Source organism: Roseimaritima multifibrata (assembly GCF_007741495.1).
GTDB lineage: Bacteria > Planctomycetota > Planctomycetia > Pirellulales > Pirellulaceae > Roseimaritima > Roseimaritima multifibrata.
Genome location: NZ_CP036262.1, coordinates 1,880,444 through 1,892,799 on the forward strand (window position 1 = coordinate 1,880,444; position 12,356 = coordinate 1,892,799).

Annotated in this window: 8 protein-coding genes; 4 read left to right on the plus strand and 4 right to left on the minus strand. The window is 55.7% G+C overall.

Features of this window, described 5'->3' with window-relative positions; all coding sequences use genetic code 11:
- Window positions 1-12 precede the first annotated feature (12 nt).
- The 3 genes from FF011L_RS06925 (at window position 13) to FF011L_RS06935 (ending at window position 4,830) form a co-directional block, all read left to right on the plus strand.
- The gene (locus FF011L_RS06925) at window positions 13-1,647 is read left to right on the plus strand and encodes a DnaA/Hda family protein (protein ID WP_218933062.1); all 1,635 of its coding nucleotides are present in this window, start codon (window positions 13-15) and stop codon (window positions 1,645-1,647) included.
- A 212-nt stretch (window positions 1,648-1,859) separates the two neighbouring features.
- On the plus strand, window positions 1,860-3,311 hold the full coding sequence (gene dnaB / locus FF011L_RS06930; protein ID WP_145350927.1) for a replicative DNA helicase: 1,452 nt from the start codon (window positions 1,860-1,862) through the stop codon (window positions 3,309-3,311).
- Between the two features lie 952 nt (window positions 3,312-4,263).
- A complete protein-coding gene (locus FF011L_RS06935) occupies window positions 4,264-4,830 on the plus strand; it encodes a hypothetical protein (protein ID WP_246109783.1) in 567 nt (188 codons plus the stop codon).
- A 214-nt stretch (window positions 4,831-5,044) separates the two neighbouring features.
- Here FF011L_RS06935 and FF011L_RS06940 read toward each other — a convergent pair whose 3' ends face one another.
- The 3 genes from FF011L_RS06940 to FF011L_RS06950 all read right to left on the minus strand — a co-directional run bounded on the left by FF011L_RS06940 (window position 5,045) and on the right by FF011L_RS06950 (window position 8,416).
- Entirely contained in the window at window positions 5,045-6,025 is a 981-nt protein-coding gene (locus tag FF011L_RS06940) for a hypothetical protein (protein ID WP_145350928.1), read from the minus strand.
- Complete coding sequence (locus FF011L_RS06945) at window positions 6,022-7,074, minus strand: vWA domain-containing protein (protein WP_145350929.1); 1,053 nt, start codon at window positions 7,072-7,074, stop codon at window positions 6,022-6,024. The genes FF011L_RS06940 and FF011L_RS06945 overlap by 4 nt, the downstream gene beginning before the upstream one ends.
- Before the next feature lie 73 nt (window positions 7,075-7,147).
- Window positions 7,148-8,416: a trypsin-like peptidase domain-containing protein gene (locus FF011L_RS06950; RefSeq protein WP_246109784.1), complete on the minus strand. Its 1,269-nt coding sequence runs from the start codon at window positions 8,414-8,416 to the stop codon at window positions 7,148-7,150.
- A 312-nt stretch (window positions 8,417-8,728) separates the two neighbouring features.
- Between FF011L_RS06950 and metG the strand changes: the two genes are divergently transcribed.
- The gene (gene metG / locus FF011L_RS06955; RefSeq protein ID WP_145350930.1) at window positions 8,729-10,771 is read left to right on the plus strand and encodes a methionine--tRNA ligase; all 2,043 of its coding nucleotides are present in this window, start codon (window positions 8,729-8,731) and stop codon (window positions 10,769-10,771) included.
- 324 nt (window positions 10,772-11,095) lie between these two features.
- On the opposite strand, the gene FF011L_RS06960 is transcribed toward metG, so the two are convergent.
- Window positions 11,096-12,169 (minus strand): calcium/sodium antiporter, encoded by a 1,074-nt coding sequence (locus FF011L_RS06960; protein WP_145350931.1) that lies wholly within the window; start codon window positions 12,167-12,169, stop codon window positions 11,096-11,098.
- Between the last annotated feature and the right edge of the window lie 187 nt (window positions 12,170-12,356).

Below are 12,356 nucleotides of genomic sequence, written 5' to 3' on the forward strand. Positions count from 1 at the left end.
TGCGCTACCGGTATGCATCAGCTGAACAGAGCAGGTGGCAAGGATGTCGCTGATGAAATCAAGGAAGTCTTGCGCCTGCAGATGGGAGATGGCCGCTACAATTTGTGGTTCGGTCACGATGTTGGGTTGCAAGTGGAGCCAGGGACTGCCGAATCTTCGGCAGTGGTCACCGTTACGGCATCCAGTCCGTTTGCTGCGGAGCGTTTACGAGCGCGGCACGCGGGGGACATTCGCTCGGCATCCAAGTCGATTTGCGGAAACGATGTTGAAATCCATATATTGCATAGCGAACCGGCCGCGGCCGTATCGCCTGCGGCGGATCAAGCTACCGAGAATGCTGCACCGTCCTCAGGGGATTCAGCCTCCCCTATTGAAACGAATAATGGCCTGAAGTTGCGATTTGAAGACGAGTCCTCTGTACCTGATAACCTCCCCGCGGCGGCTCGCCGTTCGGGTTCGGCTGGTGCACGTCCCGTCTCCGCAGGCTCTCGCCGCCGCACAAGGGGGCCTCGCCCGATTGGGAATCCTCTATTCCGGGAAAAACCGGCTGAGGAAGCGGGCGAAACCGCCGGCGATGCATCGGGGGCGGTTCCCGCGCCGCCTCGCTGGGCGATGACTCTGAATCAGTTTGTTGTCGGTTCCTGTAACGAATTGGCTCATACGGCAACAAGAATGGTGGTCGACAACCCTGGGGCGGCCTCCCCGATTTACTTTTGGGGACCTTCGGGGTCGGGCAAAACTCATTTGGTTACGGCGATCCGCGATTCGCTCCGCCGCAAGCATCGCCTTCGCCGGGTGATTCAATTGACGGCGGAAGATTTTACGAACGATTTCACGACCGCTTTGCGTGGCAGTGGTTTGCCGGCTTTTCGTCGTCGTTACCGCGACGTCGACGCGTTGATGATCGATGATGTGCAGTTTTTTGGTGGGAACAAGCGAGCGACGTTGCGGGAATTGCTGCACACGGTCGACGCCCTGCTGCGGACTCGAAAGCAACTGATTTTTGCGGGCGACCGTCCGCCGATGGAAATTGAAGGGATCCCCGCCGAACTGGCGGGCCGTCTGAGTGGCGGGATGATGTGCGGGATCGGGCCGATGGATGTCGCCACCCGGCGGGCCGTTTTGGAACAATTTGCCGCGATGGTTGGCTTGGAATTGCCAGCAAACTTGCTCGACACGTTGTCGGAATCGGTCGCCGGCGACGGACGTGTGATGTCGGGACTGGTCAATCAGATTTGGGCACTTCAGCAGATGCGAGGTAAAATGCCGACCTGGCAGCAAGTCCTCGATTCGGCCGCTGGTGACATTCTGCGAACCTCGGCCCCGATCATTGGATTGGCGGATATTCAGAAAGCCGTTTGTGATACATTTGGACTACCCAAGGGAACCTTGCAGTCGCGTGGACAGCAGCGAAGCGTCAGCCAGCCCCGCATGTTAGCGATGTACTTGGCACGTCAGCATACCCGAGCCGCGTTTAGTGAGATCGGTGATTACTTTGGGAACCGCAGCCACAGCACGGTGATTGCTGCGACCAAACGAGTCGCCGGTTGGCTGGACAATGGCGAGAACGCTGCCGCGGAAACTGCGGAGCGACAGCGAATGAAACAGGCCGCCGCCGCGATCGAGAATTTGCTGCGAACCGGTTAGGCAGCCCTCATTCACTTTTCGGTTTTTAAAGAGGGACGGAGTGTTCGGAGTGTCGCCGTTCGCACGTCCCCCGCGGAAGAACGAGTCCCTACGCATTGCCGAACGAAAGAGGACATTGCTCAAGCGGCGTCCCCCTTCCAATACTCATTACTCTTCACTCTTCAAAACTCTTCAAATTATATTTTCATTGCGATTCCAACGGAGTGGTCAACATGGTTGCTGAAGGCAACGAGCGGGAATTTCCGAACAAGAAGAAGAAAAAGAAAACGACCGCCAGTGAAATCTTGCAGCGCGAGCAACCATTTGACCTGGAAGCGGAGATGGGCGTGCTGGGAAGCATCTTGTTGCTTCCCGATGTTTGCGACGATTTGGCGTCCGTTTTGAGGAACGACGATTTTTATAATGACGCCAATCGGAAACTGTTCACTCATCTGCGCGAGATGCATGATGAAGGGGATAAGATCGATGTGACGTTGTTGGTCGCACGACTCCGCAAAGCCGAAGATTTCGAAGCGATCGGCGGCGCCGCCTACCTCGGCCAGTTAGCGACTTCGGTACCTAACGCCGCCCATGCGGTTTACTACGCAAAAATCGTTGCCGAGAAAGCGACCTACCGGAAATTGATCGAAGCTGGGACCGATATCCTTCGCGATGCTTATGAGCAGTCGCACGAGGCTCGCGACCTGGTGGCTCAGGCGGAGCAACGGGTCTTTTCGATCATGGATGGTCGGTCGACTCAGTCGGTCAATAGCATCAGCGACATCCTGCACCATGCGATGGACCGTATCGATGCACGTATGTGTAATGAAGATACCGAAGGGACGGTCGAAACCGGCTACATCGACTTTGATGCGATGACGGGTGGTTTTCATCAAGGGGAACTGATCATTTTGGCCGCTCGACCCAGTATGGGAAAAACGGCCTTCGCGATGAACATCGCCGAAAATATCTGTACTTCGTCTCGCGAAGCGGTCCTCTTTATCAGCTTGGAAATGTCGGGGATCGAATTGGCTGACCGTATGCTTTGTTCACTCGCACGCGTCAACGGTCACAAACTTCGTGCCGGGGATATTACCCAAGAAGAACGGGGACGGTTGGTTCAGAAGGCAAACGAAATCAGCCAGGCACCCCTGTTCGTGGATGATTCGCCCAGCCGAACGGTCAGTGAGATCGCCGCAGGTGCAAGGCGTATTGCCCGCCGCGATGGCAATCTGGGGCTGATCGTGATCGATTACTTGCAGTTAATCGAACCGGATAATCCACGTGACCCTCGGCAGGAGCAGGTGGCGAAAATTGCTCGACGCCTGAAAGGGATGGCTCGTGAAATTAAAGTGCCGGTCCTCTGCCTAAGCCAATTAAACCGGCAAGCGGAAGATAGCAAGGATCACCGTCCACGTTTGAGTCACCTGCGGGAATCGGGTGCTATCGAGCAGGATGCCGACGTTGTCATGTTTGTTCACCGCGAGGAGTACTACCAGCGTGGTGAAGAACGCGAGCAGTACGCGGGTCAGGCTGAAATCATTATCGCGAAACAACGTAATGGTCCGGTCGGCGAAGTCGAATTGACCTGGGAAAAGAATTACACCCGGTTCCAGAACAAGGCCCCCGATCGCCACGACGAATTCGACGAATACGCCGAGTACCAAGCTCCGAGTGGATTCTAGGGAACGTGCCGTTTGTGAGTGACCTGCTTTTGGGTCGCCGGAACGGTTCCATTTGTTTCCGTCAGAGGTGGGGGCCAGGAGACAAGATGGGCGAAGCCGGCAGCCTGCGTCGATTGCTGGTTGGCACACTGGCTGGCATTTGAGTCTTTCGTTCAAGTGTCGGTCTGCGGAAAATCGTTGTACGTCCGTCGATTTAGCGATTGTCGCCTTTCGTTCGGGACGTGCGATTTATAAATGAAGAAAGTCTGGCTCCCCTCGCCCCTAAGCGAGCTCTTCGGTGCGGAAGAAATCTCTGCTAGCTCATTGCGTGATCTCTGCCTCTTTGTTTGTTTTAGGGAAGCTTGCTTGGGGGAGCTTGCTTGGGGGAGAGGGGGAGATTTGCAGGCGACGATTTTGCGGCCAAGACGCGGTGAACGCCTCGGATTTCAAGCGGTTAAGCCGCGCCTTGTCCAACGCTGTCGGCCCCTCTCCCCCAGCCCCTCTCCCCAAAAACAAGCCTTTGAATCGCCATTAAGTGAATTAGTTGGCGAACCGTTGATCCAGTATCAAACCTGTTTTAGGCGAGCTTGTTTTGAGGGCGAGGGGAGCCAGACTTTCTTCACTTATTCTTTTCAAGCCCCCTGCGAAAGAACGTCCTGTTGGAACCACTTTCGTGGAGCGAAAGGCTAAATTAGCCGGCTGGCGGCAGGTAAATACTGCCGGAAATCCGCGGTTAAGCCTTCTCAATCACTCCGTCCTGAAGGTCCTTTGCACCGGGAAATCTTCCTGTTCGCGATCTCTTCTTTAGTCCTTCATGAAATTACTTCACTTAAACGCTTGCTTCTCACTTGGTACCTCCGGATAATGTCGGTTGTGATGGCGGATGATCTTTGCGATTGGTCATCCTCTGCTTACGTGAACGTTTCCTTCCTAACGTCCCCCGGTTCAGCCGGGGAAACTGGAGAATTTGAAGATGGTACGAGCAATGATGTTTGCAGCGACTTTGGCCGCTGTTTGTTTCACTGGAAATCTGCAAGCTGCGGACGGCGATAGCGAATGCCTCGCTAAAGGTGATCCGATCGGCGCGTTTTACGTAACCAAAGTTGCAGGTGCAAATGAAGATGGCGTCGAGCCAGGTGACGAACTTTGCTACCGCTGCCGTTACGGCCAAAGCCCCATGGTCATGGTATTCGCCCGCAAGAACAGTGACCAACTGACCGCCTTGATCGGTGAACTAGACAAAGCTGTTGCGAAAAACAGCGATCACAGACTGAAAAGTTTCGTAACCCTGGTTGGTGGCGATGGAGCCGCTCTACAGAAAGAAGCTAAGAAGCTTGCTTCTTCCACAACCGTCAGCAACGTTCCAGTTGTCGTTGCCAAAGACGCTCAGAATGGCCCACGAAGCTACAAGCTTGACCCAAGCTCGGACGTCACCGTTGTTATCGCCAACAACAGCCAAGTGGTTGCAAACCACTCCTTTGCCGCTGGCAAAGTTGACGCCGCTGCTGTCCTGAAAGACGTTCAGAACGCTATTCAGTAAGCGACGCAAACTGAATTTGTGAACAACAGAAAACCCTCCATGCGATTTCGCATGGAGGGTTTTTTATGCGCTGGATACCTGCAGCGATCCGTCGTTGCCGGTTTGGATCGTTTTGCCTTTTGCGCCGCGAAGGTATCGTCCGTACACGCCCCTTTCGCGGAGCGAAGGGCGACCCTAGAAGAATCACTACCTCGCACGCTCTGCAGGGGACGTCCTACTGCAGCGCTTTGGCGTTGGCGTCTGGATTCCCCTGTAATTGTAGGATCTGTTTGGCTCGCTCCCGTGCCTTTCTGGACAGCGGGTGATCTGGATCGGGGGCGAGTAAACCGACGCTCAACCACATCGCTAACGCTCGCTCTTGCTCCCCGGCAACTTCCAGTCGCTCGGCGATCGCTGCCATTGGTCCCCAGGCGACCGATGGGGGGAGGCTATCGATTTTTTGCAGCCAACGCTCGACATTGCGTTTGGTCTCGACAGGCGTTGCCATTCGCCACAGCTGAGCATCAGCCATTCTCGCCACCAACGGACGTTTGGCATCAGCCGATAGATCGGTCAGTGTTCGCTGCGCCGTTTGTTGGTGAGGCGTCCCTATTAGCAGGCTGGCGGAGGCGAGCCGGACAAGAGGTTCGGCCGCTTGTAGGTCGTCGTTTGCGGCTGCAACGGCCGCGTCGCCCGACATGCCTCCGACCCATGTAATCGGGAGCAATCCAACGACGGGAGCGGAGAGCGGTTGTCGATCCAGCTGAGCGATAAGTTCTAACCCGGCAGGATAGCGATTGGCTTGGAAGGCGGCATTGGCCAGTAACGCGGACATCCATTCTTGACGCCACACTGGAGGCCTCGCTTTTAAGCCTTGCAGCAGCTTAGCTATCGCCAACGCCCAATCCTCTTCAGCGTAAGCCGTGGCTCCTGCTTGTGCTTCCGATTCCTGCCAACCCGGCCGCAGCCAAACAACTCGATCGACGCGAACGAAGGTTGTTTTGGTTTCGTCCCCGACGCGGATTTCAATTTGTTTGGGATCGAAAGCAACGATTTCCCCGCTCAGGATTAATAGGGGCTGTGGCAACCAAGAATTTTGCGTTCCCGTAGCCGGCGTTGTCCGGACCGCAATCTGGTCTGGCGTTTGCCCGGCAGTCGTCGACGCGAGTAGCAGGCTGCAAACGAATCCGGCAAAGATGGCTGGCAGCGATTTCATGATTCTGGTTGTCCGTCCCATTGCCCATCCTGACGAAAGCTGCGGACATCCAAGTAACGATATTGGCCTCCGTTCTGAGCCGCCAATTCTTGCAGAAAACTATCGCTCGGCGAGGCTCCGTCAGCACCGAATTCAATCGCATGAATGGTCGTTCCCGCTTTGCTTGCTCGGGCGCGAATCGAACGGAGTTGCAAACCGGTCAGCCGGGGGACACGTGCATCGGTAAGGAAGAAAATCACGTCGGGTTTTAGACGCAAGGCAAGTTTGATCGCGTCTTCATGCTGGGTACCGCCAAACGCTCGCATCCCTTTGACGTATTTCTCTGCACTCGCTTTGATTTCGTCGCTGCCGACCAGCATGCTGTTCATCGATCCGATCGGGCGGAATGGTGAAGGGCGATTGTTGTAGAAAATGATTTGGAATTGCTGTTGTTCGCCAAGGGTGCGGAGGCTCTTTAGAAGCTCGGTTTTGGCGGCTTGTAAAGGACGCCCGCCATACCCATTCATGCTGTCGCTGCGATCGAACACATAGACAAACCGAGACCCTGTCCCCGAAACTCCGAAGACTTTGGTTGTCGTTGGTTGGGATCCGCCGTCGCCCAGTGGATTGGTCCCAGGTCGCGTTGCTTCGCTGGCTTGCAAAGCGTCGCCGATCGAACCATTGGAACCGGGCATCGGCGTTGCACTCAGGTCTGCCAGGATGCCTTGCAGGTCCAGTGGCGCGTTCAAACCTGCGGGGGGAGCGGCGGCCGAGAGGGCTGCGACACTGGCGTCGTTCGCTTCGCCTTCGACGGCCACCTGACGTTGTTGGTCAGGCTGGATCTGATATTTGTCGCGGTCCGGCATCGCCTGAACCAAAGCGATCCCGATCGGGCGATCGATTTCCTGTTCCGTTCCCTTTTCGCTGACCGCGAACATCAGTCCTGCGGTCGTCATCAAGCAGACGTGCAAAAAGATCGACATCATCCAGGCGGGCATCCCCCCACGCGAACTGGATGCGAATGGCGGGGGAGCCTCTGCGGTCGTCGGAGTGGCCCCTAAGGACGACATTGAATTCACAGGAAAGAGAAGGAAGTAAAGTGCATAGCGTGCGTCTCCTCTTTATTGTACCTGCAAATCGCAATTACCGATGCTGGTTCAGCAATTGCCGAAGTTCAGCAGGTGGGTCGTCCAGCGTAATCATTCGCTTCTGACCACCGTCGTTGTAGATCACGATCATTTGCTGATCCGCAGCCGTTCCCGTCGGTGCGCCCACCGGGGCAGTGTTACCTGCGTCCATTGGTGATGGGTCAGAGGGGCCTAAGCTTGCCAGTTTGCCGGGGCCTGCCCGGTTTAGTTCTGCCAGTCGGTTGCCGCTGGGGGCCGATTGTTGGTAGAGCTGCGAAAGGTTGACCTGATCAAGTTGCCAGTAGACCGAACGCGGGCCGGTATAGATCCCAACATCCCCTTCGTGGTCGGCTGCATTGCAGACGGCAATCAGTCGGCCTTGCTCATCAAACAACCCGCCACCGCTGCGTCCGTCGATTGGAGCTCCAGCGATTTCGATGTTGGAGGCTCCTTTGTTTTGATTGTATTTGTCGACGCCGGTGACACGGGTGTCGCGACGACTGGGGTCGGCTCCACGGTCGCAGCCAAAACTGAAGACCGACTGACCGTTGCGGACGGTTTCATTTTTAGGAAGAACCTGAATCGGTTCGATGGGAACCCCCGGCTGAATCACGACCAACGCGATGTCACGATCGCCAGCGTCGTAGCTGAGGACTCGCCCTGGGACCGTTTTGATTTGGCCCGCATAAAAAATCTCCGCTTCGACTTTTCCTTTTCCGCCTGAATCGCGGAACAGGTGGCCGCAGGTCAGCACCAAAGCGTCTTCGCCATGCTGGTCGATGATGGTTCCGGTCCCGACGCCAAACCCTTGTTCGTCATGAACGCGAAGGCGAACGGTGGCCGCTTCAGCCCGTTGGACGGCATCGGTCAGAGACATCGATGGCATCGCTTCGGATCCGCCCGTGGCACTCGCCAGCCGGGTTTCCGGGACGGGGGGCGCCGGTGGCTGAACCGAGCGAGTCGGCGTCAGTTGCGGGGAAGCGTGACTATGGAGGGCGCGTTGAAGTTCCTGCAGCGGTTGAGCGCCAACCAAACGGGTTTTTTCCGAGCCACCCGAAACGATCACAAACGTTGGGGTGCTTTGAATTTTGTAGCGGATCGCCAGTTCGCGTTCGCGATTGACGTCGACACGCCGCACCGGCACGCCTTGTTTTTGCAATTCGGCAATCACCGGTTGCATCGTTTCGCAGTGCACGCACTGCGGCGAAGAAAATTCAATTAATATCGCGTCACTCGGGGGGGCAGTGACAGCAGATAACATCAGTAGCAAGGTAGCTTGGACCACGGTTCAAATCCCTCCCTGGATTTGTATCTGGTTGCGGAACGCCTCGGTTCGGGCCGGATAGTCGTCGGAGAGCCGGGTCTGTGCCAAGACCAAGTCACTGCCGGAGCCCCCTTTTCCTCCCTGTTAAGTTCCGGCGGTTTCGGTAACCTACTGTTCTGCCAATAAGTTAGGGCCAGCGAAAGTTTTTCCGTTTTTTATGAACTTAGGCTCAAGTTGGCGTGTCGTTTCGGTTTTTGTTGCGTTCCCTACAATACCCGCTCGCAAATAACTCGCCGCAATTCGTTTCCTTGCCACCGGTCACGGAAGTCCCTCATGAGCTCTCGTCGTATCCTTGTCACCAGTGCCCTCCCCTACGCTAACGGGCCGATCCATATCGGCCACTTGGTGGAGTATATCCAAACCGACATTTGGGTCCGCTATCAGCGTTTAGTGGGCAATCGATGTGTCTACGTCTGTGCGGACGACACCCACGGTACAGCGATCATGATCCGAGCTCGTCAAGAAGGGCGTACCGAGGAAGAATTGATCGCTGCGACGCAGCAGGCGCATCAGCGGGACTTTGATGGCTTCGACGTTCAGTTCGATCACTACGGAAGCACCCACAGCGATGCAAACCGCGAATTGTGTGGCCAGTTCTGGCAAGAACTCCGCAAAGCCGGCCTGATCACCGAGCGGTCGATTGACCAGTTGTTCGATCCCGAAGCCAACACCTTCCTGGCCGACCGATTTGTCCGTGGGACTTGTCCTAATTGCCAAGCGACGAATCAGCCTGGGGACAATTGCAGTAAATGCGGTAGCACCTACAGCCCGGCCGATTTAATCGATCCGAAAAGCACGCTCAGCGGGGCGACGCCCGAGCTGCGGTCGGCAACGCATCTGTTTGTCGAACTGGAGCAGTTGCGGCCCTTCCTGACCGACTGGGTTGCTAATAGCGGAGCCCTACAGAGTGAAACCGCCAATTATCTAAGTGGGTTTTTCTTAAAAGAGGCCCTTCGCGACTGGGATATCTCGCGGCCAGCCCCTTACTTCGGTTTTGAAATTCCGGATGCCCCAGGCAATTATTGGTATGTCTGGTTTGATGCACCGATCGGCTACGTTGCTAGCACTCAGGAGTGGTGTCAGCAGCAAGGGGAATCGTTGGACGATTGGTGGCGAAGCGAAGATACCGAAATCCATCACTTCATCGGCAAGGACATTACCTATTTTCACACGCTGTTTTGGCCGGGCATGCTGAAGACGGCCGGTTATCAGTTACCGACCAAAGTCCACATCCACGGCTTCCTGACCGTCGATGGTGAGAAAATGGCGAAGTCGGTAGGGACACTGGTCACGGCTGAAACTTTTTTGCTGCACCATGACCCGGCCTACCTGCGTTATTTCTACGCGACCAAACTGACCGCAAGGGTGGAAGATATCGACCTTGGGCTGGAAGAGTTTGCCGATAAGGTCAACAGTGATCTGGTTGGCAAGGTCGTTAACCTAGCTAGCCGAACCGCAAAGTTTGCTGGCAAACTTGGGCTTTCCCCAACCTACCCCGACGACGGCGGGCTCTTTGAAGCCGCCGCCAATGCGGGGGACGCGATTTCCGCTGCCTATGAGGCGGGCGACTACGCCAAAGCGATGCGGCAGATCATGGAACTAGCCGATCGAGCCAACCCGTTTGTCGAACATGCCAAGCCGTGGGAAATGAAAAAAGATCCCGCGCGACAAGACGAACTGCGTGATGTCTGCACGGTCGCATTGAATTTGTTCCGACAACTTTCCATTTACCTGTCACCCGTGCTGCCTCGCCTGAGTCAGCAGTGTGGCGAATTGTTGGGGGACCCGATTACAAGCTGGGAGCAAAGTCGCTCTCCGTTGGTAGGGACCCCCGTTGCCCCTTTCAAGCACATGCTCAAACGTGTGCAAATTGAGGATCTGAAGAAGATGATCGAAGAGAGCAAGCCAAGCGAAGAAAACACTCCGGACGTCCCCGCAGTCACTTTTGAAGACAGCGATCAACCGCTCAAGGACGAACCGATGTCCGAAGAGATCACGATCGATGATTTTGTCAAAGTCGACATGCGGGTCGCTCGGATTGTCGCTGCCCAACATGTACCCGAAGCCAACAAGCTGTTGCAGCTGACGCTCAGTCTGGGCGGCGACGAACGTCGCAATGTCTTTGCCGGAATCAAGGCGGCCTACGAACCCGAAGCACTTGTGGGCCGATTGGTCATCATGGTTGCCAACCTAAAACCACGCAAAATGCGATTTGGTTTGAGCGAAGGTATGGTCGCCGCAGCCGGGCCAGGCGGAGCCGAGGTCTTCCTGTTAGGCGTCGACGAAGGGGCTCAGCCAGGGCAGCGAGTCCACTAAGCGACCCGCAAGTCAAGCAAGTCGTGCCGGTTCCCACCGGCCGCCTCAAACCGAAACGGACGCGAGGTCACCGGTCCAGAGCGATCTCCGTCGGCTATCGAGTCGATTCATCCGCCGGTTGCAAGTTCGCTCGGCAACACGCACGGACGAAGCTGCCGGACGGCTCTCGCCCAATGCCATCTGCTTTGGCATCGCCGGGCGGGGTTTCTTAGCCGATCGGCAAATTCATTGTGTTTTCTATGCGATTGCCGGACGGCTCGCGCCGTTCCGCTAAGAAAGAAGATGCATCGGGCTCGCGCCGTTCCACTGCGAACACCCTAATTGCTAATTGCTAATTGCTTTTCTCCGGTGTACTGACTGGATGGTTAAGACCACCAGAGTCACGATCGTTATCGGTATGACAAAGTACAGCATCGCGGTATGGAAAGCTGGAAAAGCTTCGTGCCGTGTGGCCAGCAAGATCGCATAGGTCATGTATGCCGCGTAATAGGCGAACAAGAATCCGCCTTCCCATCGCGAAATGACGCCTCCGGTGAAACAGATGGGTAAGCAGGCGAATGCTACTGCAATCATCAGTGGCAGATCGACGGAGAGGATTGAAGGCACCACCTCAATCGACGTGGGAGCAACGAGGGCGGCCAGTCCAAGGACCCCCAAAATGTTAAATAGGTTGCTGCCAATAACATTCCCAATGGCGATGTCACGCTCGCCACGTAAGCTTGCCACGATCGATGTGACGACTTCCGGAAGAGAGGTTCCCGCAGCGACGACGATCATCCCGATGGTGACATCGCTGACCCCAACGTACTTGGCAAGACTTATGGCACCAGTGACAAGCCAGCGCGATCCGAGCACCAGTAGAGCCAAGCCGGCCAGCATCAATACAACGTTTGCAAACGCAGAATGATTTTCGCGCTTTTTAGTTGCCTCGTCTGCCGCTTCGTTTTCGGCTGGAATCTTGCGACCGTGGTAGATCAGGAACCCTGTGTAAAGAAGTAACCCGGCAAAAAGTATCAAGCCATCCAGGCGAGAAAGACGGTGATCTAGTGCCAATAGAAATGCGAGCACCGAAGCTCCGATCATCAATGGGATGTCGAAACGTATCAATTGCTTGGAAACAACAAGAGGGCAGATCAGTGCCGACAGTCCCAGGATAAACAGGACGTTAAAAATATTGCTGCCGATGACGTTGCCAACCGCGATATTCGCCTGATCGTTGAGAGCCGCTTTCAAGCTGACGGCAAACTCGGGGGCACTGGTTCCGAAGGCGACGACCGTTAACCCGACAATCAGTGGCGGCACACCGAACGAGCTTGCCAGTCTTGATGCGCCGCGAACCAGAAGTTCCGCCCCGCCGATCAGAAAAACCAGTCCAACCAAAAACAAGGCTATATGCATCGAGTGGTCATCTGTTGCTAAAACCGGACAACGAAGGAGCGTGTTGCATTGAATCTATCCTCTTTTGGTCAGAAGAAGCGACGCTTCCTCCGAAAAATGGTGAAAATTAGTTGCTGCAGTACCGACCACCGCCCTGCTTGGATGTTTCGGCAGGAAAATGGGGGCAGGAAAATGAAGAGGGATCGAT